At 61.5% G+C, this 26,693-nt stretch carries 26 protein-coding genes and 1 tRNA gene; 14 read left to right on the top strand and 13 right to left on the bottom strand.

The window, feature by feature from the left end:
* Positions 1-9 precede the first annotated feature (9 nt).
* Positions 10-729, top strand: a complete 720-nt coding sequence (locus IGS55_RS09890) for a nitroreductase (protein ID WP_230517168.1) — start codon at positions 10-12, stop codon at positions 727-729.
* Between the two features lie 176 nt (positions 730-905).
* On the top strand, positions 906-1,979 hold the full coding sequence (pbpG, locus tag IGS55_RS09885) for a D-alanyl-D-alanine endopeptidase (RefSeq protein WP_230517169.1): 1,074 nt from the start codon (positions 906-908) through the stop codon (positions 1,977-1,979).
* Positions 1,980-2,072: 93 nt separating this feature from the next.
* On the opposite strand, the gene IGS55_RS09880 is transcribed toward pbpG, so the two are convergent.
* Complete coding sequence (locus IGS55_RS09880; RefSeq protein WP_230517170.1) at positions 2,073-2,852, bottom strand: IclR family transcriptional regulator; 780 nt, start codon at positions 2,850-2,852, stop codon at positions 2,073-2,075.
* A 154-nt stretch (positions 2,853-3,006) separates the two neighbouring features.
* Between IGS55_RS09880 and IGS55_RS09875 the strand changes: the two genes are divergently transcribed.
* The 8 genes from IGS55_RS09875 (at position 3,007) to IGS55_RS09840 (ending at position 9,798) form a co-directional block, all read left to right on the top strand.
* Entirely contained in the window at positions 3,007-3,390 is a 384-nt protein-coding gene (locus IGS55_RS09875) for a diacylglycerol kinase (RefSeq protein ID WP_230517171.1), read from the top strand.
* Between the two features lie 130 nt (positions 3,391-3,520).
* Positions 3,521-4,525, top strand: coding sequence for a sulfate ABC transporter substrate-binding protein (locus tag IGS55_RS09870; protein WP_230517172.1), 1,005 nt, complete (start codon positions 3,521-3,523; stop codon positions 4,523-4,525).
* Between the two features lie 44 nt (positions 4,526-4,569).
* Positions 4,570-5,136 (top strand): RBBP9/YdeN family alpha/beta hydrolase, encoded by a 567-nt coding sequence (locus IGS55_RS09865; RefSeq protein WP_230517173.1) that lies wholly within the window; start codon positions 4,570-4,572, stop codon positions 5,134-5,136.
* A gap of 42 nt (positions 5,137-5,178) precedes the next feature.
* Positions 5,179-5,817 carry a peroxiredoxin gene (locus IGS55_RS09860; RefSeq protein ID WP_034747512.1) on the top strand — a complete coding sequence of 213 codons (639 nt, stop codon included), beginning with the start codon at positions 5,179-5,181 and terminating at the stop codon, positions 5,815-5,817.
* A 229-nt stretch (positions 5,818-6,046) separates the two neighbouring features.
* A complete protein-coding gene (cysT, locus tag IGS55_RS09855) occupies positions 6,047-6,856 on the top strand; it encodes a sulfate ABC transporter permease subunit CysT (RefSeq protein ID WP_230517174.1) in 810 nt (269 codons plus the stop codon).
* Entirely contained in the window at positions 6,826-7,779 is a 954-nt protein-coding gene (cysW, locus tag IGS55_RS09850) for a sulfate ABC transporter permease subunit CysW (protein WP_442908154.1), read from the top strand. Before cysT ends, cysW begins: the two co-directional genes overlap by 31 nt.
* 1 nt (position 7,780) lies before the next feature.
* On the top strand, positions 7,781-8,851 hold the full coding sequence (locus IGS55_RS09845) for a sulfate/molybdate ABC transporter ATP-binding protein (protein ID WP_072455473.1): 1,071 nt from the start codon (positions 7,781-7,783) through the stop codon (positions 8,849-8,851).
* A gap of 14 nt (positions 8,852-8,865) precedes the next feature.
* Positions 8,866-9,798, top strand: coding sequence for a CysB family HTH-type transcriptional regulator (locus tag IGS55_RS09840; RefSeq protein WP_070301441.1), 933 nt, complete (start codon positions 8,866-8,868; stop codon positions 9,796-9,798).
* On the opposite strand, the gene IGS55_RS09835 is transcribed toward IGS55_RS09840, so the two are convergent.
* The 3 genes from IGS55_RS09835 to IGS55_RS09825 all read right to left on the bottom strand — a co-directional run bounded on the left by IGS55_RS09835 (position 9,795) and on the right by IGS55_RS09825 (position 11,410).
* Positions 9,795-10,148 carry an MmcQ/YjbR family DNA-binding protein gene (locus tag IGS55_RS09835; RefSeq protein WP_230517176.1) on the bottom strand — a complete coding sequence of 118 codons (354 nt, stop codon included), beginning with the start codon at positions 10,146-10,148 and terminating at the stop codon, positions 9,795-9,797. The genes IGS55_RS09840 and IGS55_RS09835 overlap by 4 nt on opposite strands.
* Positions 10,145-10,756, bottom strand: coding sequence for an immunity protein Imm33 domain-containing protein (locus IGS55_RS09830; RefSeq protein ID WP_230517177.1), 612 nt, complete (start codon positions 10,754-10,756; stop codon positions 10,145-10,147). The genes IGS55_RS09835 and IGS55_RS09830 overlap by 4 nt, the downstream gene beginning before the upstream one ends.
* A gap of 75 nt (positions 10,757-10,831) precedes the next feature.
* Positions 10,832-11,410, bottom strand: a complete 579-nt coding sequence (locus IGS55_RS09825) for a hemerythrin domain-containing protein (RefSeq protein ID WP_230517178.1) — start codon at positions 11,408-11,410, stop codon at positions 10,832-10,834.
* A 390-nt stretch (positions 11,411-11,800) separates the two neighbouring features.
* Between IGS55_RS09825 and IGS55_RS09820 the strand changes: the two genes are divergently transcribed.
* Positions 11,801-12,358, top strand: coding sequence for an FxDxF family PEP-CTERM protein (locus IGS55_RS09820; RefSeq protein ID WP_230517179.1), 558 nt, complete (start codon positions 11,801-11,803; stop codon positions 12,356-12,358).
* A gap of 84 nt (positions 12,359-12,442) precedes the next feature.
* Here the strand turns inward: IGS55_RS09820 and IGS55_RS09815 are convergent, their stop codons facing one another.
* The 3 genes from IGS55_RS09815 to IGS55_RS09805 form a co-directional block, all read right to left on the bottom strand.
* Positions 12,443-14,866, bottom strand: coding sequence for a TonB-dependent receptor plug domain-containing protein (locus tag IGS55_RS09815; protein WP_230517180.1), 2,424 nt, complete (start codon positions 14,864-14,866; stop codon positions 12,443-12,445).
* Between the two features lie 293 nt (positions 14,867-15,159).
* Positions 15,160-16,206 carry an aldo/keto reductase gene (locus tag IGS55_RS09810; RefSeq protein ID WP_230517276.1) on the bottom strand — a complete coding sequence of 349 codons (1,047 nt, stop codon included), beginning with the start codon at positions 16,204-16,206 and terminating at the stop codon, positions 15,160-15,162.
* Complete coding sequence (locus IGS55_RS09805; protein WP_230517181.1) at positions 16,206-17,255, bottom strand: quinone-dependent dihydroorotate dehydrogenase; 1,050 nt, start codon at positions 17,253-17,255, stop codon at positions 16,206-16,208. The genes IGS55_RS09810 and IGS55_RS09805 overlap by 1 nt, the downstream gene beginning before the upstream one ends.
* 204 nt (positions 17,256-17,459) lie before the next feature.
* Between IGS55_RS09805 and IGS55_RS09800 the strand changes: the two genes are divergently transcribed.
* Positions 17,460-20,771 carry a S41 family peptidase gene (locus IGS55_RS09800; protein ID WP_230517182.1) on the top strand — a complete coding sequence of 1,104 codons (3,312 nt, stop codon included), beginning with the start codon at positions 17,460-17,462 and terminating at the stop codon, positions 20,769-20,771.
* A gap of 96 nt (positions 20,772-20,867) precedes the next feature.
* On the opposite strand, the gene IGS55_RS09795 is transcribed toward IGS55_RS09800, so the two are convergent.
* Genes IGS55_RS09795 through IGS55_RS09785 form a run of 3 tightly spaced genes read right to left on the bottom strand, consistent with a single transcriptional unit; the run spans position 20,868 to position 22,951 of the window.
* Positions 20,868-21,590, bottom strand: coding sequence for an arginyltransferase (locus IGS55_RS09795; protein WP_230517183.1), 723 nt, complete (start codon positions 21,588-21,590; stop codon positions 20,868-20,870).
* A 54-nt stretch (positions 21,591-21,644) separates the two neighbouring features.
* Entirely contained in the window at positions 21,645-22,361 is a 717-nt protein-coding gene (aat, locus tag IGS55_RS09790) for a leucyl/phenylalanyl-tRNA--protein transferase (RefSeq protein WP_230517184.1), read from the bottom strand.
* Between the two features lie 11 nt (positions 22,362-22,372).
* On the bottom strand, positions 22,373-22,951 hold the full coding sequence (locus IGS55_RS09785) for an NUDIX hydrolase (protein WP_230517185.1): 579 nt from the start codon (positions 22,949-22,951) through the stop codon (positions 22,373-22,375).
* A gap of 186 nt (positions 22,952-23,137) precedes the next feature.
* Between IGS55_RS09785 and IGS55_RS09780 the strand changes: the two genes are divergently transcribed.
* Together IGS55_RS09780 and IGS55_RS27965 are read left to right on the top strand one after the other, a co-directional pair.
* Positions 23,138-23,214, top strand: a tRNA-Met gene (locus IGS55_RS09780).
* A gap of 76 nt (positions 23,215-23,290) precedes the next feature.
* A complete protein-coding gene (locus tag IGS55_RS27965) occupies positions 23,291-24,784 on the top strand; it encodes a site-specific integrase (protein WP_230517186.1) in 1,494 nt (497 codons plus the stop codon).
* 53 nt (positions 24,785-24,837) lie between these two features.
* Here the strand turns inward: IGS55_RS27965 and IGS55_RS09770 are convergent, their stop codons facing one another.
* The 3 genes from IGS55_RS09770 to IGS55_RS09760 are packed head-to-tail and all read right to left on the bottom strand — an operon-like array spanning position 24,838 to position 26,687.
* A complete protein-coding gene (locus IGS55_RS09770; RefSeq protein WP_230517187.1) occupies positions 24,838-25,182 on the bottom strand; it encodes a hypothetical protein in 345 nt (114 codons plus the stop codon).
* On the bottom strand, positions 25,179-26,312 hold the full coding sequence (locus IGS55_RS09765; protein WP_230517188.1) for a hypothetical protein: 1,134 nt from the start codon (positions 26,310-26,312) through the stop codon (positions 25,179-25,181). Before IGS55_RS09765 ends, IGS55_RS09770 begins: the two co-directional genes overlap by 4 nt.
* 30 nt (positions 26,313-26,342) lie before the next feature.
* Complete coding sequence (locus tag IGS55_RS09760; protein WP_230517189.1) at positions 26,343-26,687, bottom strand: hypothetical protein; 345 nt, start codon at positions 26,685-26,687, stop codon at positions 26,343-26,345.
* Positions 26,688-26,693 lie beyond the last annotated feature (6 nt).

The following is a 26,693-nucleotide window of genomic DNA, read 5'->3' as shown; positions in this document are numbered from 1 at the left end:
AGCAGGGCAGTGAACAAGCAAGCATTTGAAACACAGGCGGCGCAGCAAGCCGTCGACGCCGTCATTCTGTCGCGCCGTTCCATCCGCGCTTTTTTGCCCACGCCGGTGGCGCAGGACGATATCGCGCGCATCTTGGAAGTGGCGGCGCGCGCGCCTTCGGGCGCCAACATGCAGCCGTGGAAAGTGTATGTGCTGTCGGGCGAGGCGCGCGCGCGGCTGTCGCGCCGCATCCTCGACGTCTATGCCGCACCGAAGGCGCCCGATGCGCCCGCGCGCACGGCGTCGTATACCTATTACCCGCGCCAGTGGACGGCGCCGTTCATCGAGCGCCGCCGCAAGATCGGCCTGGACCTGTACCAGCTGCTGGGACTGGAGCGGAGCGACACGGCCGGCATGGCGGCCCAGCATGGACGCAATTTCCAGTTTTTCGATGCGCCCGTCGGACTGATCTTTACCATCGAACGGGTGCTGGAGCAGGGTTCCTGGCTCGACTACGGCATGTTCTTGCAAAATATCATGCTGGCGGCGCGCGCGCGGGGACTCGACACGTGCCCGCAAGCGGCTTTCATCCATTACCATGACATCATCCGCGACGAGCTGGGCGTGCCGGCCAGCGAAATGGTGGTGTGCGGCATGGCCCTCGGCTATGCCGACCCGGGCAAGGTCGAGAACCGTCTGAGCACGGAACGCGAGCCGCTGGCCGGCTTTGTTAAATTCATGGACAAATAGACATCCCCGCGATGTGCACCAGCAAATAACCGGTCAAGGATGAGCTTGTTTGCTGATCGCTAACGATTTGTATTTCAGTACTGCAATAAATACTGTCCTAACTGTTAAATAGGCTTGCGAATACTCTGCATTTCGCTACACTGCAATAAGGCAACAGCTTCACGGGGAATTATCGAATGGCTAAGTTTAAACTTGCGCTGGGTATCCTGGCTTCCCTGCTGTTTGCGCTGGCGCCGGCTGCGGCCGTGCACGCCAAGGAAGCGAACGGCAAATCCTCAGCCTCCAAGAAACAGAACACCAAGAAAGTCAAAGTCGTGCTGCGCAAGAGCGCGACGGCCGCGCCGCGCGACAAGACCGTGCGCCGGGTCGTCATGGTGCGCGGCAAACGCAAGGTCATCTATCAAAAAATCAGCAGCGTGGCCGTGCCCATGGCCGCACCGATGCCGACCATGGGCGACCTGGCCGGCCTGAACCTCACGCGCGATCCGCTCGACCTCAAGTCGAGCGTGGCGCTGGTGCTGGACCAGGCCAATTCGGAAGTGCTGTTTGAAAAGAATTCGAATGTGGCCCTGCCCATCGCCTCCATCACCAAAATGATGACGGGCCTGGTGGTGGTCGAAGCGCATCAGGACATGGATGAACTGCTGACGATTACGGACGAGGACGTCGACCGCGCCAAGTTCAGCAGCTCGCGCCTGAAAGTGGGTTCGCAATTGACGCGCGCGAATATGCTGCACATCGCCTTGATGAGCTCGGAAAACCGCGCCGCCTCGGCGCTGGGACGCAATTATCCGGGCGGCTTGTCGGCGTTTGTCGACGCCATGAACAGCAAGGCGCGCCAGCTGGGCATGATGGATACGCATTACGTCGATTCCAGCGGCTTGTCGAAAATGAACGTGGCCAGCGCGCGCGACCTGGGCAAGCTGGCCATGGCCGCCTTCCGCCATCCGCTGCTGCGCGAGTACTCGACGGACCCGAAAGCCATCGTCGAAGCCAGTGGCCAACCCATGCAGTTTGGCAATACGAATCACCTGGTGGCGAATCCGGGCTGGGAGATCGGCCTGCAAAAGACGGGCTTCATCAATGAGGCGGGACGTTGCTTGATGATGCAGGCCGTCATCGAAGGACGGGCCGTGATCATGGTCTTCCTCGATTCCAAGGGAAAACAGTCGCGCACGGCCGATGCGGGCCGCATGCGCAAGTGGCTGGAGGCCCTCAAGCCTGCCAACATGAGCCTGCCCGGCGGCTAAAAATGCCCATGGCGGCGTTGCACCAACTCGCCGTACTCATCGTACGGTCTTCGTTAGTGCGCCTTGCCCTGAGCATTTTTATGCGGCAGTGGTTTAGTCTTGGGGCATAAAACCCAGCGTCACTGAAATCTGGTTCGCCGTTTCGACGAGGTCCACCAGCCACTCGTCCTGCAGGCGGTCGGCTGGCGCCGAGATCGACAGGCCGGCGATCAGCTTGCCCGTATCGTCGCGGATGCCGGCGGCCATGCAGCGCACGCCCAGTTCCAGCTCTTCATTGTCGCGCGCATAGCCGCGCTCGCGCACCAGGCTCAGTTCGCGCTCGAGCTTTTGCAGATCCGTGATGGAATTTTTGTTGTGTCCGGCCAAGCCCGTGCGCGTGGCATACGCGCGGATGGCTTTCGGCTCGTCCACGGAGAGGAACAGTTTACCGGTCGAGGTCAGGTGCAGCGGGCCGCGGCCGCCGATGGCGCGCACCACCTGCATGCCCGAGCGCTCGGAAAAGGCGCGGTCGATGTAGACGATCTCATCGCCCTGGCGCACGGACAGGTTGATCGTTTGCTGGGTTTTCTTGTGCAGCTGGCGCATGAAGTCCAGCGCCGCTTCGCGCACGCTGAGGCGGCTTTTCACCACATTGCCCAGTTCCAGCAAGCGCATGCCCAGCCGGTACGTGCCCGGTTCGATGCGGTCGACAAAGCGCGTCAGCACCATGTCGTTGAGGATGCGGTGCGCCGTCGAGGGGTGCAGGCCCGATACTTTCGACAATTCCTTCAGGCTGACCGGGTCGGAATATTTGGCCAGGGCATCGAGCAGGGCGACCATGCGTTCGATCACCTGGATCGTCGTCTTCGGGGCAGCGACCGGTTCAATTTTCATGATGGATTTGGTGCAATGCAGTATTCATCCTTCTTTATACCATGATGTGAAAAAATAGTGAAATGTTCCGAGATAGATAGCGAATAAATTGTCACAATCCCTATTGTGCCCGTCATAATGCGTGGATAGCATGTACTTTGAACCATGGAAAACTATGCAACCTGTCAATGAATTCAAGAGCAAAAGCGGCTTGAAACGGATTTTCTCCGCCTTTTTCTACTCGCTCGATGGCTTGAAAGCGGCCTGGCGCCATGAACACGCGTTCCGCCAGGAACTGGGCCTGTTCGTCGCCGGCACGCTGATCGCCTTGCTGCTGCGCATCTCCGCGTTTGAAAAACTGGTGCTGATCGGCGTGCTGCTGCTGGTGCTGATCGTCGAACTGATCAATTCGGCAATTGAAGCCGTGGTCGACCGCATTTCGCTCGAACGCCATCCGCTGTCGAAAAACGCTAAGGACTTTGGCAGCGCCGCCGTGCTGCTGACCTGCATCCTGGCCTTCGCCACCTGGGCCGTCATTTTATTTAACCGTTTTTATTAACTGCTAAATCCCCATTGCGCGCCGTCCATATGTGAAAAACGCATATCAAACGGCGAAACGCTTCGTTCTCTTTGCGGCCATGGCGCCGTAATCTGGTGGCTCTGCAAGTTCAACCATACGGGGATCTGAGATGCTGTCGAAAAAAATCATCATTGCCGCCGCCATCAGCGCGTTTGCCATTCTGCAAACGGCGCAGGCTGCCGATATCACCCTGCTCAACGTGTCGTACGACCCGACGCGCGAGCTGTACCAGGATGTGAATACGGCATTTGCCAAGGAGTGGAAAGGCAAGACGGGCGACAACGTCAAGATCAAGCAATCGCATGGCGGTTCCGGCAAGCAGGCGCGCGCCGTCATCGACGGCCTGGAAGCGGACGTGGTGACGTTGGCCCTGGCCTACGACATCGACGCGCTGGCCGAGCACAAGCTGCTGGCCGCCGACTGGCAAAAGCGTTTGGCGCACAACAGCTCGCCGTACACCTCGACCATCGTCTTCCTGGTGCGCAAGGGCAACCCGAAAGGCATCAAGGATTGGAACGACCTGATCAAGCCGGGCGTCTCCGTCATCACGCCGAATCCGAAAACCTCGGGCGGCGCCCGCTGGAACCATCTGGCCGCGTGGGGTTATGCGCTGCGCCAGCCGGGCGGCAACGAGGCGAAGGCCAAGGATTTCCTCGGCAAGCTGTATAAAAACGTGCCCGTGCTCGATTCCGGCGCGCGCGGCGCCACCACCACTTTTGTCGAGCGCGGCATCGGCGACGTGCTGATCGCCTGGGAAAACGAGGCCTATCTGGCCGTCAAGGAACTGGGCCCGACCAAGTTCGACATCGTCACGCCGTCCGTCAGCATCCTGGCCGAGCCGCCCGTCGCCGTCGTCGACAAGTTTGCTGACAAGCATGGCACGCGCAAGGTGGCCGAGGCTTACCTGAACTACCTGTACACGGACGAGGCGCAAGACATCATCGCGAAGAATTACTACCGTCCGGCAACGGACAAGGCGGCGAAGAAATACGCGTCGCAGTTCGCCAAAGTCAAGCTGTTCACCATCGAGCAAGTGGCGGGCGGCTGGACGGCCGCACAGAAGGCGCACTTTGCCGACGGCGGCATCTTCGACCAGATCTACCAGCCTAAGTAATACCGGATGGCACGATGGCCAGATCGTTACTAAAAGGACACAGCATGGCGCTGCGCAGCTTTTCCGATTACCGGGTACTGATCGTGCCGGGCTTGCATAACAGCGGTCCCGAGCATTGGCAGAGCCGCTGGCAGCGCCTGTATCCGCAATTCGAGCGGGTCGAGCAGGACGACTGGAACGCGCCCGATCTGGCCAGCTGGTCGGCGCGCCTGGACCAGGTGCGGCGGCAGGATGCGCGGCCCACCCTGATCGTCGCCCACAGCTTCGGCTGCCTGACGACGGCGCACAGCCTGGCCCGCGACCCGCAGGGCGTGGCCGGCGTGCTGCTGGTGGGGCCGGCCGATCCCGACAAGTTTGGCGTGGCGAAGGCATTGCCGCAAAAGCGGCTGCCTTGCCCCAGCATCCTGATCGCCAGCCAGACCGATCCGTGGATGACGGCCGAACACGCGGCGCAGTGGGCACGGCGCTGGAATTGCAAGTATATTGATGGCGGTGCGCTGGGCCATATCAACGCCGAGTCGCGCCTTGGCGACTGGGTCTATGGCCAGGCGCAACTGCAAACGCTGTTTGACCTGGCGCAAAGCGACAAGCGCCACCGTCAGGCAGCCTGATACGACGAACATCCCGCCACACAACCTCTCAAGGAGATCACGATGACTTTACGCCTGGGCGATGTCGCCCCTGATTTTGAACAAGACAGCTCGATCGGCCCGCTCAAGTTCCACGAGTGGGCGGGCAATTCCTGGGTGGTGCTGTTTTCCCACCCGGCCGACTTTACCCCCGTGTGCACGACGGAACTGGGCTTGACGGCCAAGCTCAAGCCGGAATTCGACAAGCGCAACGTGAAGGCCATCGCCCTGTCCGTGGACGCGGCCGAGTCGCACAAGAGCTGGATCAAGGATATCGAAGAGACGCAAAACACGGTCGTGGGCTTCCCCATCATCGCCGATGTCGACAAGAAAGTGTCAGTGCTGTACGACATGATCCATCCGGAGCAATCCGTCACGGCCACCGTGCGCTCCGTCTTCATCATCGACCCGAACAAAAAGGTGCGGCTGATCCTCACGTACCCTCTGAGCACGGGCCGCAACTTCAATGAAATCCTGCGCGTCATCGACGCTTTGCAACTGACGGACGGCTATACGGTGGCCACGCCAGGCAACTGGAAAGACGGCGACGACGTCATCATTCCATTGACCGTGCAAGACCCGGACGTGATCAAGCAGAAGTATCCGAAGGGCTTTACGGCCGCGAAACCTTATCTTCGTCTGACGCCGCAGCCCAATAAATAAACGTTTCAGCTTTCATAAAAACGCACCTGTCCGGTGCGTTTTTTTTCATCCGTAGATACGGCCAGCAGGTATGCAAAATCCATCTAAGCAAATGAGAAATGGTTAGTTCTTTTTATAACGGTTGCATGTGATTATTGCGCCCTATAACTCAAAAATGTAATAAGAAGGGGTTTCTATGTCTGCAGCATCAGCAGCACCGCTCAAGGCGCGCGGAGCGCCGTTTCGGGTCATGCCGGGGTTTAAGCTGTCACTGGGCTTCACGCTCTTTTACCTGGCCCTGATCGTTCTCATCCCGCTGTCGTCGGTGTTCCTGAAGACCTTCACCATGACGTGGGACGCCTTCTTCAGCGCCGTCACGTCCGACCGCGTGATGGCGTCCTACCGCCTGACGTTTGGCGCTTCGCTGATCGCGGCCCTGTTGAACGTGGTGTTTGGCGGCATCCTGGCCTGGGTGCTGGTGCGCTATAAGTTTCCCGGCAAGCGCATCATCGACGCGCTGGTCGACTTGCCGTTCGCCTTGCCGACGGCCGTGGCCGGCATCACCCTGACGGCCCTGTATTCGTCGAATGGCTGGTTCGGCCAGTTCATCGAAGGCGTGCTGGGCATCAAGGTGGCGTTCACGCCGCTGGGCGTGGTGGTGGCGCTGACCTTCATCGGCCTGCCCTTCGTCGTGCGCACCGTGCAGCCGGTGCTGGAAGACGCGGAAAAGGAACTGGAAGAAGCGGCCGCCAGCCTGGGCGCCAGTTCATTGCAAACGTTTATCCGCGTCATCTTCCCCACGATTTTCCCTTCGCTGCTGACGGGCTTTGCGCTGGCCTTTGCCCGCGCCACGGGCGAGTACGGTTCCGTAATCTTTATCGCCGGCAATATGCCGATGGTGTCGGAAATCACGCCGCTGTTCATTATTACCAAGCTGGAACAATACGATTACGCAGGCGCCACGGCCATCGCCGTGGTGATGCTGGTGGTGTCTTTCCTGCTGTTGTTGACGATTAACCTGCTGCAAGCATGGGCGCGCGGAAAGGCGAAGAAATCATGAGTACGAATACGATTGCCGCCGCTGGCGTGGACAAGGCGCTGCCGACAGCGCGGCGCTTCGAGCCGAATGTCGGGCCCGTCGTGCTGGAACCATTGTGGGTGCGCACGGTCTTGATCACCATCGCCTTGCTGTTCCTGACGGCGTTCCTCATCGTGCCCCTGGTGGCCGTGTTTGCGGAAGCGTTCAAGAAGGGCTGGGAAGCGTATATCGCCGCCATCATCGATCCGGACGCGATTTCCGCGATTAAATTGACCCTGATCACGGCCGCCATCGCCGTGCCGCTGAACCTGGTGTTCGGCGTGGCCGCTTCCTGGTGCATCGCCAAGTTCGAATTCCGCGGCAAGAGCATCTTGCTGACCCTGATCGACTTGCCGTTTTCCGTCTCGCCCGTCATTTCCGGTCTGATCTACGTGCTGATGTTTGGCGCCCAGGGCTGGTTCGGCCCGTGGCTGCAGGCGCACGACATCAAGATTCTGTTTGCCGTGCCCGGCATCGTGCTGGCCACCATCTTCATCACCTTCCCGTTTGTGGCGCGTGAACTGATCCCGCTGATGCAGTCGCAAGGCAGCGAAGAGGAAGAGGCCGCCATCGTGCTGGGCGCGTCGGGCTGGAACACTTTCCGCCGAGTCACCTTGCCGAACATCAAGTGGGGTCTGCTGTATGGCGTGATCCTGTGTAACGCCCGCGCCATGGGCGAGTTCGGCGCCGTGTCCGTGGTCTCCGGCCATATCCGCGGCGAAACGAACACCATGCCGCTGCAGGTGGAGATTCTGTACAACGAGTACAACTTCGCCGCCGCATTTGCCGTCGCCTCCCTGCTGGCCCTGCTGGCCCTGGTGACCCTGGCCTTGAAAGCTTTCATTGAGTGGCGTTTGAACGAGAGCGACGCCGACGATTCCGCCTTACGTTCTACGGAGCACTGATATGACCATCGCAGTTAACAACATCCACAAGCGCTTCGGCGATTTCGTCGCCCTCGACAATATCTCGCTGGACTTTCCCGCCGGCGAATTGACGGCCCTGCTGGGTCCGTCCGGTTGCGGCAAGACCACCTTGCTGCGCATCATTGCCGGCCTCGAACATCCGGACAGCGGGCAAGTGCTGCTGGACGCGGAAGATGCGTCGAACCGCCACGTGCGCGAGCGGCAAGTCGGTTTCGTCTTTCAGCACTATGCGCTGTTCAAGCACATGACGGTATTCGAAAACGTGGCCTTCGGCTTGCGCGTGAAGTCGCGCAGCGAACGGCCGTCGGAAGACCAGATCCGCCGTAAAGTGAAAGATTTGCTGGAACTGGTGCAGCTGGACTGGCTGGCCGACCGCTATCCGCCGCAACTGTCGGGCGGCCAGCGCCAGCGTATCGCCCTGGCGCGCGCCCTGGCCGTCGAGCCGCGCGTGCTGCTGCTCGATGAACCGTTCGGCGCTCTCGATGCCAAGGTGCGCAAGGAATTGCGCCGCTGGCTGCGTCGTCTGCATGACGATCTGCACGTGACCAGCATTTTCGTCACGCATGACCAGGAAGAGGCGCTGGAAGTGGCCGACCAGGTCGTGCTGATGAATAAGGGCACCGTCGAGCAGCTGGGTTCCCCGGAGCAAGTCTACAACCACCCGGCGTCCCCGTTCGTCTACGGCTTCCTCGGCAACGTCAACCTGTTCCACGGCCGCGTGCATGACGGCGTGATGGCGACCGGCGACGCCAGCTTCGAGGTCCCCGATTATGCGGGCGTGAGCGACAGCAAGGGCACGGCCTATGTGCGGCCGCACGACCTGGAAATCGACCGCTACACGCAGGGCGCGGAAGGCATCGTCGTCAAGCTGAGCCGCGCGCATGCGATCGGCCCGCTGGCCCAGCTGGACTTGCAGCGCGTCGATAACAGCGAGCTGATCGAAGCAGTGATGTCGAACGAGCGTTTTACCCATCTGCAGCTGAAGGAAGGGGAGACGTTAGTTGTCCGCCCGAAACGATTACACGTGTTCGTTGAACCGACAAGAACCTGAGAGGCTGGAACACTATGAATTTTCAACAACTGCGTTCGATCCGCGAAGCGGCCCGCCGCGGCTATAACCTGACGGAAGTGGCCAACGCCCTGTTCACGTCACAGCCGGGCGTGAGCCGGCAAATCCGCGAACTCGAGGACGAGCTGGGCGTGGTGATTTTCGAGCGCAACGGCAAGCGTTTGACGGGCTTGACCGAGCCGGGCAAGGGCATCCTGAAGATCGTCGACCGCCTGTTGATCGAGGCGGAAAACCTGCAGCAGGCCAGTCTCGAATACAGCGGCCAGACCAGCGGGACGTTATCCGTGGCGGCCACGCACACGCAGGCGCGCTATGCGCTGCCGAAAGTGGTGCAGGGCTTCCGCGCCGCCTTCCCCGAGGTGCGCATCGCGCTGCAGCAAAGCGCGCCCGAGCATATCGCGGAATGGGTGTTGTCGGGCAAGACCGATATCGGCATCGCCACGGAAGGCTTGAGCCAGTTCCCCGACCTCGTGTCGTTCCCGTGCTACCGCTGGAGCCATCTGATCGTCGTGCCGGACGGCCACCCGCTGCTCGAGCACTCGCCGATCCGCCTGGAAGACCTGGCGAAATATCCGTTGATTACCTACGACAAGGGGTTCACGGGACGCGGCCATATCGATGATGCGTTCGCCAAGGCGGGCGTGACGACCGACATCATTTTGACGGCCATGGATTCGGACGTCATCAAGCAGTACGTGGCGCTGGGCCTGGGCGTGGGCATCGTCGCTTCGATGGCCTTCGATCATGGCCGCGACAAGGGTTTAAGGGCCGTGGAAGCGTCGCATCTGTTTGCCACCAACACGACGCGCCTGGCCGTGCGCCGCGGCGCCTACCTGCGCGCCTACGCCTACGAGTTCATCCTGCAACTGGCGCCGGACCTGACGCGCGAAGACATCGACCGCGCCATGGCGGGCGAGGAAGCCCTCTAGGCGATGGCCGCCCTTTGCGCGCGCGTCAGGCTGGCCACGGCGCGCGCGTAGCTATCGCGTACCAGTTCCGCCAGGTAATCGGCGGGGAAGCGCGCCACGTCGACGATGGTCACCCAGTGAAAGCGGCCCATGTAGCGGGCCGGTTTGACGCCGGGCATGTCCGTCAGTTCGATAAAGCGCTCGGCGCTGACGCGCAGGCTGAAGCGCCACTGTTCCGGTGCGCTGGTCTTGAAATAGGCAAATTTCTTGCCGCTCACTTCACACACGAGGATGTTCGACGGCGGGCCATACAGCACGGCTTGCGCGCCGGGCAGGGCCGCGCAAAATTGCTTCAGTTCATCTGTTGTCATTCGTCAACTGCCATGAATTGTTGCGTGTTGTGATCGAAGGCATAGGCCGACCCGGCCGGAGAGTCGAGCAGACCGATGAAACGGTCGTCCACGCTGAGCACGGCGCCCAGCGACACGAGGGCCACGTTGGCGCTGTCGTTCATGTAGTCGTCGCTTTCGTCGTTGGCCGTGAAGCGCCAGCCGCTGTCGTCGTCGTTGTCCGGTTCCTCGCGGTACAGATAGCCGACGGGCGCGCCGTCTTCCAGCACTTTTTTCGTCACGAAGCACAGGCCCGCGTAGCGGTTGACGAGGTTATCGTCATCGTCGTGCTGTGTATTGATGATGTGGCGTGCCGCGAAGACGATGGGGTCTTTGGCCTGCAAATCGGCGATGTAGCCGGGCATGTTGTCGAGCTTGCCGGTGAAGTGCCCATGCGGCTCGACCGTATCGATCAGCACCCACATGCGCTCGGCGCCTGGCGCTTGCGGGTCGTCGCTGTGGAAGGCGAAGATCAGCTTGACCACCTCGCCGGGGCGCACCTGGGCGATGGCCTCGGGCGGCGATTTATAAAAAGTGTAGGGATGGCGCGCCGCCAGTTCGGCGGCGTCGGCCAGGTGCCAGCTGGGCATGGTGGTCCGTCATCGGAGTCGAAGAGCTCCCATGGTAGCTGATTGCCCGCCGGCCTGGCTACTCGCTAGGTCGGCTCAGGCCGTTTTGCGGGCAAACAGCCTGGCCGCCAGCAGCACGCCGGCCGCGCCCATGACCCAGGCCGTGGTGCTGCTGGAAAAGCCGATCAGCGTATTGGCGGCGATCTTGCCCGCTTGCGGCTTGACCAGGGCCATGCGGCGCTGTGTCATCTGCGCGCCCAGCTCGCTCAAGCGTCTTGCTGTCAGCTGCGTCTCGGCTTCCGGCAGCAGCACGGTTTCTTCATCGGCCACATGGTGCAGCACGCCGCGCATCATTTCCAGCAACAGGGTGTCATGACGCGTGGTCGCCGCATCGGTTGCGCGCAATTCGGCGATCAGGCGGCGCATTTCCTGGTGCTCGGGCACGCTTTTCTGGCGTACCGTGGCGTCGCCGTCCAGCAGGCGCATCTGGGGATAGAAAATTTCCTCTTCCAGCTGCGCGTGGATGTCCAGCGCGCTGCAGATGGTTTCGGCCAGCGCTTTTTTGACGGCAGGCTTTTTGCTGGTGGTGTACTGGTGAAAGGCCAGCAGCACGTGACTATGGTCGAAGCGGATCATGTCGGTGATGGAGGGACTCAATTTGCTTAAAGTCAGCATGGCGTGCTCCGTGATGGATGTCGGCAGGAGCATGCATGATAGGGCGCGGCGACGGGCCGTCCGGCAGCAAGCATGGCGCTTGTCTGCGCTGGCGCAAGACGGCGTGCGATAACGTCGGCCGGGCTTGTCTGAACGGCGCCTGCGCCTGTGTAAATTAACAACACTTCAGTCGGGCCCGCCCATTTCATGGCCCAGGTGTGCGACGCATGGCACTGCGCAAAGCGGGCTCATGTAATCAATGCATGAGACCGATTGAAATTTTCAATGGCTGAAGATGTTTCTTTTATTGCATTTTGATTTCCTGAATGATATCTTTTGTCCAATCGCAAGGAAATGTAATAAAAATATAAACAACATTGTAATTTTTGAAATTTATTAATAGGGGAAACTATGAATATGACTAAACGTGCCGTACTGGGTCTCTGCCTTGCTGTCTCGGCTTGCCTGGCGCCATTGGCCCAGGCTGCGAGCTGGGTGGAAATCACCGATCCCGCCATGAGCGGCTTCGCGGTGGGCAGCAAGACCGTCACCTACGGCAGCGTGGCAGCGGACTCGGTCTGGGTCTTTGACGGCGCCAACCCATCCGGCGCGCAAAGTGCGGCCGCCATCCAGAGTTTGGTCAGCAGCAAATTCGGTCTGCCATCGAGCGGCGCCGGTTCGCTGGTCTTGGCCGCCCAGGGCGACATAGCCAGCAGCAAATCCGGTTCGTTCACCGTCAACTCCAGCTTTGACTACCTGGCCGTGCATTATGGCCGTGGCGAATTGTTGTTCCACTGGGATACGCCGCTGGCCGCCAATACGGTTTTCAGCCTGAGCAACCTGCCGCGCGGCCTGAGCAATTTCCGCGCGTTCAACTCGGTCTCGGCAGTGCCTGAGCCAGCGACCTACGGCATGATGCTGCTGGGCCTGGGCCTGGTCGGTTTTGCCGCGCGCCGCCGCCGCGCCTGAGCCTGCAGCGCCTGCGGGCGCAAGACATGAAAAAAAGCCCGCGCATCGGAAGATGCGCGGGCTTTTTGCATGGCAGAGCGCTATTTACCAGCTATAGCCAGCCTTGGCGTAGTAGTAGCGGCCGTTGAAACCGTTCGGCGCGAAGATGCTGTAGGGCTGGGTGCCGTTGACGTTCAGGTTGCCCGCGCTCGTCACTTGCGCCGGGTAGCGGTTGGTCACGTTGTCGATGCCGGCCACGAGGCGCCAGTTCTTGCCCAGTTTCACGGAACCGGACACGTCCAGCACCCATTGCGGGTCGTACGTCTGGTCCAGCTTGACGTCGTTCTGCGGCACGGTGAAGCTGCCGTAGCGCGTCACGACGCCGTGCGCATTCCAGATGCCGAAGCCATAGTCGGCGGCCAGGCTGAACTTGTCCTTCGGCGAGGCCACCGTGATGCGGTCGATGCTCTGGCGGTCGATCAGTTTCAGGTTGTTGGCCGTCAGGATGGCCGGATTATCGGCGATTTTCCGTACCGTGCTCTTGTTGTGGTTGTAGGCCACGGTGAGATCGAGGCGGTCCTTGTCCTGCAGGTCGATGCGGTAGGTGCTGACGATGTCCACGCCTTCCGTGCGCGTATCGACGGCGTTGGTGAAGTAGCGTCCCGAGCCCACAGGCGTGCCTTGCGCGGCCAGGATACTTTTCAAGGCATTGTTGAGGACCAGATTGGCCGAGAACAGGATGCGGTTGTCGATGTCGATGCGGTAGGCGTCTACTGTCGTCGTGAAGTTGCGGTTAGGCTGGAACTGCAGGCCCAGGCTGTAGTTGCGGGCCTTTTCCGGTTTCAGATCCTGTGCACCGAGGGCGCGTGCCTGCGGCGTGTTGACGGCGAAGGTACCCGTCTCGATCGGTGTGTTGATGCCGTTGACGACCTGGAAGTTGGTCGTGGTGATGGTGTAGTACTGCTGCGCCAAGGATGGCGCGCGGAAGCCGCTCGACACGGTACCGCGCAGGGACAGGGCGTCCGTGAACGCATAGCGCGCGGAACCCTTGGCCGAGGTGGTGCTGCCGAAATCGCTGTAGCGCTCATGGCGCAGGGCCACGCCGCCCGACAGTTTCTTCGTCGCTTCCGCTTCCAGGTTCACATAGATCGACTCGTTGTGGCGCGAGTGGCTGCCGGCGTTGGCGGGACGGAAGCCGGCAAAGCCTTGCGAGCCGCCGCCCGTGTACGACGCTTCGTCGCCAGCGCCGATGCTGTATTTTTCATGGCGCGCTTCGGCGCCGACGGCGACCGTCAGGGGGCCCGTAAAGAAAGAGACAGGAAATTCGCGCGCCGCATCGAGGTTGAAGACGGTCTGTTCGTTTTTCAGCGAGCCTGCATAGAAATGCGTGGGGCTGTTGGCGCCCAGCGACTGGTTGACCGTGTTGTCCAGGTCCAGTTCGAACTTGTTGCTGCCGTAGTTCAGGCTGGCATCCCAGCGCCAGCCGGCCGTCTCGCCGCGCAAGCCAGTCACCAGGGACTGGTCCGTCAGGGTGCTGTTTTGCAATGGCAAAAAGCCTTCCGGGAAGAGCGGCGTGCGCTGGACGAACTGCTTCGAATTATTCGGGTCCGTGATCAGCGCCGTGCGCCAGGTGGCGGCGGCCGACGTGTCGCGCTTGCCGTAGTTGCCGAAGGCATACCAGTCGAGGTTGTCGCTGATGTGGTATTCGCTGTTGAGGAAAATCGTCGCCGGCTTGCTTTCCGGGTCGCCATAGCGCTGGTTGACCTTGCCGTAGCGCGGTTCCAGCGGGTTGCGGAAATCGGCGCCGGCGCGGTTGGTCGGGTCGCGTTCCGCCACTTCGGCCGAGACGCGCACCCAGCCGTCGTCGCCCAGGGCGAAGCCGGCCGAACCCTTGATGGATTTTTGCTTGCCGTCGCGTTCCTGCGTCTGGCCATAACCCACTTCGACATCGCCGCCGGCCGCGCCTTTTTTCAGGATGATGTTGATCACGCCGGCAATCGCGTCGGAACCGTACTGGGCCGCCGCGCCGTCGCGCAGCACTTCCACGTGGTCGATGGCGGCCAGGGGAATGGCGTTCAGGTCGACGGGCGCCGAGCCGCGGCCCAGCGAGCCGTTGACGTTGACGACGGCCGAGGTATAGCGGCGCTTGCCGTTCACCAGCACCAGGGTCTGGTCGGGCGACAGGCCGCGCAACTGGGCCGGACGCACGGCGTCGCTGGCGTCGGCGCCCGTGGCACGGGCAAAGTTCAGCGATGGCAGCAGGCGCGCCAGCACGGTGGCCAGTTCGCCCGAACCCGTGCTTTGCAGGTCGCGCGAAGTGAGGATGTCGATCGGCGATTCGGAATCGATGGTGCGGCGGTTCTTGGCGAAGGTGCCGGTGACGACCACCGATTGCAATTCGCCTTCGGCCGGCAGCTCTTGCTGCGCTTGCACATGCATCGGCAGGCTGAAGCAGGCGACCAGGCTGGCGGCGATCACGGTTTTTACGGGGAGGGCGGGAAGCTGGGAGCGGGCGTTGCTTGAACTCATCGACGATATCTCTTCGGTTGTGGTTGCGCGGACCATGGCGGTCCGGTGATGCAATCAGATTAACAGTGGGCACGCGGCGTGCTTACGAATCGTTCTGTCTATCGATATGCAATAAATATCTGAAAGACGTCAACATGGCGCGCGTAGCGCATATGGCCTCGTTTCCAGCATACGACCGGGCACGGCAAGGCCGCAATGCTGCACAGCAGTAAATTGCCAGCTGTTGTATAAATACGACTATCTGTGATGAGTGGGGGAGCCTGGCGGCGGCACGCGCCGCCAGGCGGCGGGGCTTACTGCCCCGGATTGGGCAAGTTGGCGTGGATGGCGTCGACGGCCGCCACCAGTTCCGGCGACAATTCGATGTCATGCGCATCGATATTTTGCTGCAACTGCGCCACGCTGGTGGCGCCGATGATGGTCGAGGCGACGAACCAGCGCGAGTAGCACCAGGCCAGCGCCAGCTGCGCCGGCGTCAAGCCGTGCGCGCGGGCCAGCGCCGCATACTGGCCGGCCGCCGCTATGGTGGCGGGGCGCACGTAGCGCGGGCTCCAGCCGGCCGGAAAACGCGTCAGGCGCCCCTGGGCCTGCGGATCGTCGAGGTATTTCGCCGTCAGCTGGCCGAACGCCAGCGGGCTGTAGGCCAGCAAGCCGACGTTCTCGCGGTGGCAGGTTTCGTCGAGCAGGCTCGTTTCGAAATGACGCGCCGTCAGGTTGTACAGGTTCTGGATCGAAACGATGCGCGGCAAGCCTTTCAGTTCGGCCTGCTTGATGTATTCGCACACGCCCCACGACGACTCGTTCGATACGCCGATGTGGCCGATCTTGCCTTCCTCGATCAGCTTGCCCAGCACGGCCAGCGTCTCGTCGATGGCGACCGACGCGTGTTCCTTGCGCGGGTTATACACGCTGGCGCCGAAGATGGGCAGATTGCGGCTGGGCCAGTGCAATTGGTACAGGTCGATGTGCTCCGTCTGCAGCCGGCGCAGGCTGTCCTCGACGGCGGCGCGGATGTTCGCCGCGTCGTGGTCCGTCTTGCCATTGCGTATCCAGTGCATGCGCGAGTTCGGCCCGGCCACCTTGCTGGCCAGGACGATCTGGCTGCGCTTGCCGCTTTTTTTCAGCCAGCTGCCGATGTAGCGCTCCGTGCTGCCCTGCGTTTGCGCGCTGGCCATCACCGGATACATCTCGGCCGTATCGATAAAGTTGATGCCACGTTCCAGCGCGTAATCGAGCTGGCTGTGCGCTTCGGCTTCGCTATTCTGTTCGCCGAATGTCATCGTGCCCAGGCAGATCGTGCTCACTTCCAGGCTGCTGGCGCCCAGATTGACCTTGGCGATCATTTCGCCTGTTTGCCGCGCAGCGCGCGCGCGCAATCCTTGATCAGGGCGGGGCCCGCGTAAATCAGGCCGCTGTACAGCTGCACCAGCTGCGCGCCCGCCTCGAACTTGGCCAAAGCATCCTTGCCCTGCATGATGCCGCCCACGCCGATGATGGGCAGCGCGTCGCCCAGTTCCGCCTTCAGCAAGCGGATGACATTGTTCGACAGCTCAAACACGGGCGCGCCCGACAGGCCGCCCGCTTCGGCGCCGTGCGGCATGCCTTCGACGGCGCTGCGCGACAGGGTCGTGTTGGTGGCGATGACGCCGTCGATCTGGTGGCGCGTGAGCGACCCGGCGATGCTTTTCACCTGCTCGCCATCCATGTCCGGTGCGATTTTCAGGGCCAGCGGCACGTAGCGCTTGTGCTTGTCCGCCAGGCGCGCCTGGGCATCCTTCAGTTGCGACAGCAGGGCGTCGAGTTCGGACGCGCCCTGCAGCTGGCGCAAATTCTTGGTGTTCGGCGACGAGATGTTTACCGTCACATAGCTGGCATACGGGTAGACTTTTTCCAGGCACAGCAGGTAATCGTCGGCCGCCCGTTCGATGGGCGTGTCGGCGTTCTTGCCGATGTTCAGGCCCAGCACGCCGGCGCGCTCCTGGTAAAACTTCGACGCCTGCACATTGGCCACGAAGGCGTCCACGCCGCCATTATTGAAACCCATGCGGTTGATGATGCCCTGCGCCTGCGGCAGGCGGAACATGCGCGGTTTCGGATTGCCCGCCTGCGCGCGCGGCGTGACGGTGCCCACTTCGATCGAACCGAAACCCAGGTCGGCCAGCGCGTCGATGTAGGCGCCATCCTTGTCCAGGCCGGCGGCCAGGCCGACGGGATTGGGGAAGGTGATGCCCATCACCGTGCGCGGATCAAGCGCCGGCTTGCCGGCCAGCTTCGTCAGGCCCAGCGCGCTGGCGCGTTTCAGGGCGGGCAGGGTCAGATGGTGGGCCGCTTCGGCATCCATCGAAAACAGCAGCGGGCGGGCGAGGGAATACAGGAATTTTTCAGACATGGGGGCGCTTTGAGTAGGTGTGCGGGCCGCCGGGAAGGGCTGGCGGCGCGCGAAATAAGTGCCGTATTTTACCGTGTTCCGCGCGGCTGCCGGGTGTATAGTTCTATTTGGTCTAATGCAACATTGATTCCTTGATAATTTGCATTCGGCCGCGGACCTTCCTGTTTTTTCTCTGTTCTGTTGACTTCATAAGCGAGACATCGATTGAAAAAGACACGCATCCTGACCGCCATCGCGGCCGCCAGCGCACTGCTGCTGAGCCACCCGGCCCTGGCCCTGCCCAATACGCAAGACACCCGCATGCTGAGCGAGCCGGCCGTCTCCAGCCGCCACATCGCCTTCATTTATGCGGGCGACCTGTGGCTGTCGAACCTCGACGGCGGCGGCGCGCGGCGCCTGACGTCGGACCTGGGCGACAAATCGAATCCCGTGTTCTCGCCCGACGGCAGCCAGATCGCGTATAGCGCGAATATCGACGGCAATGTCGATGTGTACGTGATCGCGGCGGCGGGCGGCGTGCCGCGCCGCCTGACCTTCCACCCGGGCGCGGACCTGGCGCAGTCGTTCACGCCCGATGGCCAGGCCGTGATGTTCACTTCGCCCCGCGCCGCCTTCAACAACCGCTTCCAGAAGCTGTTTACGGTGCCGGTGGCGGGCGGCGTGGAAACCCAGCTGGAAATTCCGAATGCCTCGCGCGCCACGTATTCGCCTGATGGCAAGCGCATCGCGTACAACCCGCTGGCGCCCGCCTTCAAGCAGTGGAAGCGCTACCGGGGCGGCACCAATTCCTGGTTGTGGCTCTTCTCGTCCAGTGACAAGTCGATTGAAAAAATCCCGCAGCAGCCGACGCGCTCGAACGACGTCGACCCGATGTGGATAGGCGATACCGTGTACTTCCGCTCCGACCGCAATGGCGAATTCAACCTGTTTGCCTACGACGTGAAAACCAAGGCCGTGCGCCAGCTGACGCGGCATGCGGATTTCCCCGTGCTCAACGCGTCGGCCGCGAACGGCACCATCGTCTACGAGCAGGCCGGCTATCTGCATAGCCTGGACTTGGCGAGCGGCCAGGCGCACAAGCTGACCATCGGCGTGGCCAGCGACTTGGGACAGACGCGCCCACGCTGGGTCAAGAACGCGAAATACATCCGCGACGCGTCGATCTCGCCGTCCGGTGCGCGCATCGCCTTCGAGTACCGGGGCGAGATCGTCACCATCCCCGCCGACAAGGGCGACGTGCGCAACCTGACGCAGACGGCCGGCGCCCACGAGCGCACGCCGATCTGGTCGCCCGATGGCCGCTCGGTCGCATATTTCTCGGACGAGTCGGGCGAATATGAACTGCATGTGCGGGCGCAGGATGGCAAGGGCGCCGTGCGCAAGTTCAAGCTCAATGGCAGCGGCTTCTATGACAACGCCGTCTGGTCGCCCGACAGCAGGAAGATCGCGTTTGCCGACAATGGCTGGAGCATGTACGTGATCGACGTCGGCACGGGCAAGGTGCAGAAGGTCGCCACGGAGCCGATGTATGGCGTCGACAAGAGCATGCGCGCCGCGTGGGCGCCCGATTCGCGCTGGCTGGCCTACACGCTCAATTCGCCCACCTACACGCGCAGCGCCTACATCTATTCCGTCGAGCAGAACAAGTCGATGCCGGTGACCGATGGCCTGTCCGACGTGGCCGAACCTGTGTTCGACAAGAGCGGCAAGTACCTGTACTTCTTCGCTTCGACGAATGCGGGGCCCAGCAACAACTGGTTTTCGCAGCAGAACGAAGACAACCTGGTGACGCGCACCGTGTGGATGGCCGTGTTGCGGCGCGACTTGCCGTCGCCCCTGATCAAGGAGAGCGACGAGGAAAAGGTCGCCAGCGCGGACGCCAAAAAAGACACGGCGAAGGCGGAAGCGGAGCCGAAGACTGAACCGAAGATCGATCCGAAGACGGGCCGCGACGATCCGAAAGTGGTAGTCGCACCGGTGGCGCCGATCAGCATCGACTTCGACGGCATCGCCACGCGCATCGTCGACTTGCCGCTGCCGGCCGCGCAGTTTTCCAGCCTGGCCGCCGGCGCCGCGGGGCAGATCTTTTTGCTGCGCGAAAGCGACGGCAAGAAGGCCGTGCAGCGCTTCGATCTGAAGGAGCGCAAGGCGGAAACCGTGGTGGCGGAAGCCGATGATTTCGAAGTGTCGGCCGACGGCAAGAAGCTGCTGTACCGCCAGAAGGACAACTGGGCCATGGGGTCAAGCACGGGCAAGCTGCTGGCGCCGGGCGAGGGCAAGATCAAGGTCGACGCCATCGAAGTAAAAGCCGATCCGCGCGCCGAATGGACGCAGATTTTCAATGAAGTGTGGCGCATCAACCGCGATTATTTTTATGACCCTGGCATGCATGGCGTGGACTGGAAAGCCATGCGCGACAAGTACGCCGTGTTCCTGCCCGAGCTGTCGAGCCGCGCGGACCTGAATCGCCTGATCCAGTGGATGTGCAGCGAACTGGCCGTGGGCCATCACCGCGGTGGTGGCGGCGACGATTTTATCGAGGCGAAGAAGGTGCCGGGGGGACTCCTGGGCGCCGACTATGACGTGAGCGACGGCCATTACCGTTTCAAGAAAGTGTATGGCGGCTTGAACTGGAATCCGGCCCTGCGCGCGCCGCTGACGGAGCCGGGCCTGAACGTCAAGGCGGGCGAATACCTGCTGGCCGTCGACAGCCGCCCGCTGGCGCCGCCCGCCAACTTGTACAGCGCCTTCGAGAACACGGCCGGCAAGGCCATCGACCTGACTGTGGGGCCATCGGCCGACGGCAAGGGCGCGCGCACGATCACCGTGGTGCCCGTGCCGACCGAGGACGCCTTGCGCAACCGCGATTGGATCGAAGGCAATATGCGCAAGGTCAATGCGGCCACGGGCGGCAAGGTGGCCTACGTGTACGTGCCCAATACGGCGGGGCTGGGCCACACCTACTTCAAGCGCTATTTCTTCCCGCAGGCGGACAAGCAGGCCATCATCGTCGACGAGCGTTTCAATGGCGGCGGCAGCGTGGCCGATTACTACATCGAGATCCTGCAGAAGAAGGAAATCGCCTGGTGGACCATGCGCTACGGCGCCGACATGAAGACGCCGTCCGCGTCGATCCAGGGTCCGCGCGCCATGCTGATCGACGAGACGGCCGGTTCGGGCGGCGACCTGCTGCCGTGGATGTTCCGCAAAAATAACATGGGCCCGCTGATCGGCAAGACCACGTGGGGCGGCCTGGTGGGCGTACTCGGCTTCCCCGTGCTGATGGATGGCGGCTTCATCACGGCGCCGAACCTGGCGTTCTGGACGCGAGAGAACGGATGGGGCGTGGAAAACGAAGGCGTGCCGCCCGATATCGAAGTCGAGCAAACGCCGGCCGACGTCATCGCGGGCCGCGATCCGCAGCTGGAAAAAGCGATCGAGGTGATCCAGGCCGAACTGGCGAAGAATCCGCCCGTGTGGCCCAAGCGTCCGGCGTTTCCGGACAAGAGCAGGTAACAAGGCGTAGGTCGGATTAGGCGCGTAGCGCCGTAATCCGACAACATTGTTGGCGCCGCTGGTGTTGTCGGATTACGCGCTTCGCGCTAATCCGACCTACATCACAATCCATTGTCCTTTGATTCTCGCTTCCAGCGGCTTGAAGTTGATTTTATAAGCCATCTTCGGGCTCTGCGCGATCCAGTAGCCGAGATACACATACGGCAGCCCCAGCTCGCGCGCCTGGCCGATCTGCCACAGCACGTTGTAGGTGCCGTACGAGGCGCCCGGCACGTCGGGATCGAAAAACGTGTAGACGGACGACAGGCCATCGGCCAGCACGTCGATGATGCTGACCATGCGCAGGATGCCGTTGGCATCGCGAAATTCCACCAGGCGCGTGTTGACCCGGCTTTGCAGCAGGAATTGCGCGTACTGGTCGCGGCTGTCCTGGTCCATGCCGCCGCCCGCGTGGCGCGTGCTCTGGTAGCGCAGATACAGCTCGTAGTGTTCGTCGAGGAAGGACAGGGTGGCCACGCCCGCCTGCAGGCCGGCGTGCCTGCTCCAGGCGCGGCGCTGGTTGCGGTTGGGCGTGAACGATTGCGTCACGACGCGCACGGGGATGCAGGCCTGGCAGCCGTCGCAATACGGGCGGTAGGTAAAAATGCCGCTGCGGCGAAAGCCGTTGCGCACCAGTTCCGAATACACGTCGCTGTTGATCAGGTGCGAAGGCGTGGCCACCTGCGAGCGGGCCTGGCGGTCGTCCAGGTAGCTGCACGGGTACGGTGCCGTCGTATAGAACTGCAGGGTGGCAAACGGTAGTTCGTTCAGGTGCGTCATGCTGATCCTGTCTGGTCTGTCCGCGGCGGTGTGCCTTGAGCTATCATAGCTTTTTTACGCCGGTGGCGCAGCATGCCAATCGGTGATTTGCGCTGCTTCAATGGCGACCCTTACATGGGCCAGGAAGCGCGCGCGCGAAATGGGCGCCGCGCCCAGCGAGGCCAGGTGTTTCGTTTCTTGCTGGCAGTCAATCATGGCCACGCCGCGCGCCTGCAAAAACCGTACGAGGTGGGCCAGCGCGATCTTCGAGCCATCGGAAACGCGGGCGAACATCGATTCGCCATAGAACATGCGCCCGATCGACACGCCATACGCGCCGCCCACCAGTTCACCGTCAAGCCACAGTTCCGACGAATGCGCGTAGCCCAGCTTGTGCAAGCCCGTGTAGCCGGCGATGATCTCGTCCGAAATCCAGGTGCCCGGGCCATCCTTGCGCGGCGCCGCGCAGGCGCGCATGACGGCCTCGAAATCGCCGTCGAAGCGCAGCTGCCAGCGGCCATCCGTGGCGGCGCTGCGCTCGACCTTGCGGATCGCCTTGGCCAGGCTGTCGGACACCTTGAAGTCTTCCGTCATCAGCACCATGCGCGGATCGGTGCTCCACCACAGTATGGGCTGGCCTTCGGAAAACCAGGGGAAGATGCCGCGCCGGTAGGCGTCGAGCAGGCGCGCGGGCGACAGGTCGGCGCCGGCCGCCAGCAGGCCGGGCGCCTCGTCGGTCAGGGCGTGCGAGACGTCGGGGAACGGGGTGTGGATGTCGAGCCAGGGAATCATGCGGCGGTTGCTTATTCTGCGTCCGCGCGGGCCATCGGACGCGTGATGTCGCCCGTATGGACGCCGTAGCTGCCGCCTTCGCGGATTTTCACGCGGTCGGCAAAGAACAGTTCCAAGGTGGCGCGAATGGTGGGGAAGGCCAGGTCATCCCAGGGAATCTGCGCTTCCGTAAACAGCTGCACGTCCAGGCTTTCGATGCCCGGCGCGAAATCGAGGTCGAGCAAACGGGCCAGGTAGAACAGGTGCACCTGGTGCACGCGCTGCACGTTCAGCAGCGAAAACAGGGGGCCCAGTTCGATATTCGCGCCCGCTTCCTCCACCGTTTCGCGTTCGGCCGCGTCGGACGTCGTTTCATCGTTTTCCATGAAGCCGGCCGGCAAGGTCCAGTAGCCGAGGCGCGGCTCGATGGCCCGCTTGCACAGCAAGACCTGCAGCTGTCCATCTTCTTCCCACACGGGAATCGAGCCGACCACCATTTTCGGGTTCTGGTAATGGATGGCGTCGCAGTTGGCGCACACATAGCGGGGACGGTTGTCGCCTTCCGGAATGGACAGGCTGACAGGATGGGCGCATTCGGAGCAGAATTTCATGGGCAGTCTTAGGATAAGAGATGTCTGGTGTAACGCTTACTGTACACCGATTGCGTGCCGCGTGGCGAGCTGCGCAGGCACGATTGGCTGCCGCTCATGCCGCCCGCGTATTCATTAGATTGGTCTATTACGGTTGAATTTGAGATAGCTATTGCCTAAGCCACCCGTTTGCCCTTATAATTCTTGTGCGGGGTGGAGCAGTCTGGCAGCTCGTCGGGCTCATAACCCGAAGGTCACAGGTTCAAATCCTGTCCCCGCAACCAAACATCGCTAGTCCTTGATTCCCTTCGTGAATCAAGGACTTTTGTTTTTTCCGGTGCGCCACTTTGTGAGCCACCTGTGCAGATCAAGACCCCTCGCCTTTTCCGCAACCGCTGCGGCGTCTTCTACTTCCGCATCAAAACCGCCGAGTCCGACCGCCGTTTCAGCCTGCGGACCAAGTGCCCAGCCACCGCCGCTATAATTGCGCTACACCTGAACGCTGATCTAGAACGAAAGCGAGCAATGAGCAACCCCAAGCTATCGGACTTCAATTTCGACCTCGAGGCCATACGCCGCTACGAAATTGACCTCAAAAACGGCGTGCTCAAGGCTGATGGTGCTGCTGACCACAAACGGATGATGGAGGCAATAGACCGCCTTGGCATGATCGACAGCGCCGACCGTCCATTGCGCTCCGCCAGCATCCAGTCCGCCAAGTCGGAGCCTCTGACATCTGCCGTAGACAAATGGCTCGCCAACTGCTCTGGAAGGAACGGAGCGCGGACCGTGGACACGAAGGTCTACCACATCAAAGACTTCCTTGCGCTCTCGTTCCCGCTGGTGGAATCCGTCGAGCGCTGGCTCGCAGAGCATGAAAAAGTCGAGTTCAACAAGAAAAAGGCGCTGCGGGCGCTTGAAGACAACAAGGCCGCCGGACGCCATGCGAGCGCCGACATCGAAGTCAACACCATCGGCAAGCAAACGCTGGTGGAATACAAAGACGCCCTGCTGGCTATCCCCCAAACGCCGAAGACCATCGACAACAAGCTCAACAGCCTCCACGACTTCTTCAAATACATTATTGGCCATGGCCTGCATACAGGCTTGGAAATGAATCCCGTCGATGGCATGTTCATCCAGACGAAAAAGTCGCGCGCAAAGACCACAAAATCTTATCAGCCCTTCACCACCGAGGCTCTCGCGAAGTTCTTTGAGCCAGAGAGCTATCTGGCGGCGATGGGCGACGCTCCCGATTTGTTCTGGGGGCCGTTGCTTGGGATACACACGGGCATGCGGATCGGCGAGGTAACCCAGATTCGCTGCGTCGATGTCCATCAAGCCCCCGACAATGGCATTCACTACATCCATGTCTACAAGAGCAAAACGCCGGGCGGCATTCGCAACGTGCCGATCTCGGATGCGCTGATCGCCCTTGGCTTTTTGGACTATGCCGAGGAGTGCCGAGCGGCTGGCGCCGAGCGGCTGTTCCCACACCGACTGCTCATCAACCACAGTTATTCCAAGGAGTTGTCGGCGGCGATGCTCAAACATCAGCGCGCACGGGGCATCAAGGCGCCACAGACCAGCTTCCATTCGTTCCGCGTCAATGTCATCACCCAGATGCACAACAACGATTCCAACACGGCCAAGGTCATGAAGATCGTTGGACACGACGATGGGGGCGGCCACGCGGTGCATTGGGGCTATGTCCGTGATTTGCCCGACCTAAAACCCATCGTTGACAAGCTTGCGTGGCCCATTGACTTGCTGGCATTGCGATATAACGGGCGTTTTTCCGCCTTCATAGCCGACCGAAACAACTGGGCCGCCGATAAAGATGCGGCGCCATAGGCTCCAAATGGTGCTCCTGCGGGTTCCGGCCTTTGGCTAACTGGCTCGCCGCCTCAAATGCGCGCGGTGCCCTTGGGGGCGCCGGCCGGTGTGGACCTTTCCATGTCCATGCGTTCGGCTTCCGCCCAATAGGTGGCAGCGAGGACTTGCAGCGCCTCGTATAGATCGTTTTGATCGAACTGGCCGCCTTGCTGTTGCTGGCGGTTTTGCACTTCTTGGCGGCATTGAGCAAGCTCCCGCATGAGCGTTGCCTCATCCCGGAAGGGCACAAGCTCACCATGCACCAGCTCGACATTTCGCGCACCCGGCTCCGCGCAAACATATCCAGCCAAGGCACCACCCAAAGCCTCTATATTTTTGGCGCCCGTCCTGCCGCCATTCTGAAATATAAATCTCATAGTCTAGGCCTCATTGTCGGGCGGCTCGTTTGTGCTTGCGGTGTTGTGGCTTTCAATGTGGCTCGGGTTTTGTATCCGGCGTGGGGGCCAGTTCGCTGTGCGGGTCCTCTGATCGTGGCGCCAGAGTGATTGACTCCGCTGATCACCACTGGCGACACGGCACCGCCTCCCCGCTTCGCACGCCCGTAGTAGCGTTGCGTCTCTGTGGTCTGATGCCCAAGCACCGCCGCCACGCTTGCCGAATCGCCCGATGCTTTGGACTGCGCTGAAACACGATGCCGAAGGGAGTATGCGGAAATCGGCTGCCCCGCTTTTTTAGCGAAGTAGCAGAAATTTTTGGTGAAACGCTGCCCCGCCGACAGTCCCTCAGTGGCATCGACTCTCACGACCAGCGGTCGACGGTTCTCCGCAACCTGCTTCGCAAGTTCCAACCAGCGCCTCTGCACCCCTGGCGCAGCGTCTTTCGGGAACTGGCTGACCACTTCGCGAAGGTCCAACCCTTTTTTCTTGCCGTCCGCCTTCACTGATTCAACGAAGAAGCTAAGAGCAGGCGCGCCGTTAATTTTTTTCGCTTCAACACGCACGCCGTTGCCGAGCTCTTGACCACGGCAGCCACTGAACTCGACCAGCAAGAAGGCTTGACGGAACTCGGAGGTGCCGACAGCATCGAAGAACGCTTCAAGCTGCGCGTCGGTGGCGGCGCACTTCTTGTGATCCGCCTCCTGCTTGCGCGCGTGTGTGAAGTCGGTCCACGGGAGCGCCCGAAACGCATCCAGCTCCGCCATCAGCCCCTCAGCCTTCTTGACCTGTTCCGCCCACATCAACTGACGCACGGGTGCCAAAAAATCTTGGCTGCGCGTGGCCTTATCGGCCTCGCGCAGCGCCGCTTTGATCTGGCGCCGATACTCCCACACTCCCGCCGCCCGCATGGCATAGCGCTCGTTCTTCGTCGCCTTCGCCATGTCCCAGCCACGCGAAAGCTGCGCCGCTCGCCTTGCGTATTCGCTCTGCGAATTCTTGGCGAGCGGCGCAGCTTTCTTCAAGTCCTCCCGCGCCGAACGGACGACATCGTGCAACCGGACGATGTCCGCTTGCGTGATGGTCGTCGTTCGCTTAGTCGGCCTTGGCACGTCCACTCCTCCTCAATCCCCGGATGATCCTCAACCCTTCGGGTTTCGGCTAATCGGGGCTTTCGTCGGCGCTCGTTTTGCTGACGCAACGCCTTTGGCGCCACTCGCACGCACCTCCACTGACGTGGACTTTTGTTCCAAAAGGTTGGTGCGCGTATTTTGTCTAGTGCCCGACGGGCACATGACAAAATACGAGCGCCCGCCACTTGCTACTAGCTCAGCGGCCATTGCAGTGGCCTGTTTGATAAAAGCCGATCGGGTCATTCCCATTTGCTGCGCGGCGTCCCCCCATGCCTTCCACACATCATCATGGACTCGGATCGTCTTTGGGATCTTTCCACCTCCGCCACGCTTTTGTTCTTCGCTATCGTTCATCACTAT

This window comes from Janthinobacterium sp. EB271-G4-3-2 (assembly GCF_020858035.1).
Lineage (GTDB): Bacteria > Pseudomonadota > Gammaproteobacteria > Burkholderiales > Burkholderiaceae_D > Janthinobacterium > Janthinobacterium aestuarii.
The sequence above is the reverse complement of the archived record's forward strand: the minus strand, read 5'-3'. Positions and strand labels throughout refer to the sequence as shown.

Coding starts and splice junctions, on each gene's coding strand:
- pbpG (WP_230517169.1), top strand. CDS start 906: ATGGCTAAGTTTAAACTTGCGCTGGGTATCCTGGCTTCCCTGCTGTTT.
- IGS55_RS09880 (WP_230517170.1), bottom strand. CDS start 2,852: ATGAAAATTGAACCGGTCGCTGCCCCGAAGACGACGATCCAGGTGATC.
- IGS55_RS09875 (WP_230517171.1), top strand. CDS start 3,007: ATGCAACCTGTCAATGAATTCAAGAGCAAAAGCGGCTTGAAACGGATT.
- IGS55_RS09870 (WP_230517172.1), top strand. CDS start 3,521: ATGCTGTCGAAAAAAATCATCATTGCCGCCGCCATCAGCGCGTTTGCC.
- IGS55_RS09865 (WP_230517173.1), top strand. CDS start 4,570: ATGGCGCTGCGCAGCTTTTCCGATTACCGGGTACTGATCGTGCCGGGC.
- IGS55_RS09860 (WP_034747512.1), top strand. CDS start 5,179: ATGACTTTACGCCTGGGCGATGTCGCCCCTGATTTTGAACAAGACAGC.
- cysT (WP_230517174.1), top strand. CDS start 6,047: ATGCCGGGGTTTAAGCTGTCACTGGGCTTCACGCTCTTTTACCTGGCC.
- cysW (WP_442908154.1), top strand. CDS start 6,826: ATGGGCGCGCGGAAAGGCGAAGAAATCATGAGTACGAATACGATTGCC.
- IGS55_RS09845 (WP_072455473.1), top strand. CDS start 7,781: ATGACCATCGCAGTTAACAACATCCACAAGCGCTTCGGCGATTTCGTC.
- IGS55_RS09840 (WP_070301441.1), top strand. CDS start 8,866: ATGAATTTTCAACAACTGCGTTCGATCCGCGAAGCGGCCCGCCGCGGC.
- IGS55_RS09835 (WP_230517176.1), bottom strand. CDS start 10,148: ATGACAACAGATGAACTGAAGCAATTTTGCGCGGCCCTGCCCGGCGCG.
- IGS55_RS09830 (WP_230517177.1), bottom strand. CDS start 10,756: ATGCCCAGCTGGCACCTGGCCGACGCCGCCGAACTGGCGGCGCGCCAT.
- IGS55_RS09825 (WP_230517178.1), bottom strand. CDS start 11,410: ATGCTGACTTTAAGCAAATTGAGTCCCTCCATCACCGACATGATCCGC.
- IGS55_RS09820 (WP_230517179.1), top strand. CDS start 11,801: ATGAATATGACTAAACGTGCCGTACTGGGTCTCTGCCTTGCTGTCTCG.
- IGS55_RS09815 (WP_230517180.1), bottom strand. CDS start 14,866: ATGAGTTCAAGCAACGCCCGCTCCCAGCTTCCCGCCCTCCCCGTAAAA.
- IGS55_RS09805 (WP_230517181.1), bottom strand. CDS start 17,255: ATGTCTGAAAAATTCCTGTATTCCCTCGCCCGCCCGCTGCTGTTTTCG.
- IGS55_RS09795 (WP_230517183.1), bottom strand. CDS start 21,590: ATGACGCACCTGAACGAACTACCGTTTGCCACCCTGCAGTTCTATACG.
- aat (WP_230517184.1), bottom strand. CDS start 22,361: ATGATTCCCTGGCTCGACATCCACACCCCGTTCCCCGACGTCTCGCAC.
- IGS55_RS09785 (WP_230517185.1), bottom strand. CDS start 22,951: ATGAAATTCTGCTCCGAATGCGCCCATCCTGTCAGCCTGTCCATTCCG.
- IGS55_RS09770 (WP_230517187.1), bottom strand. CDS start 25,182: ATGAGATTTATATTTCAGAATGGCGGCAGGACGGGCGCCAAAAATATA.
- IGS55_RS09760 (WP_230517189.1), bottom strand. CDS start 26,687: ATGAACGATAGCGAAGAACAAAAGCGTGGCGGAGGTGGAAAGATCCCA.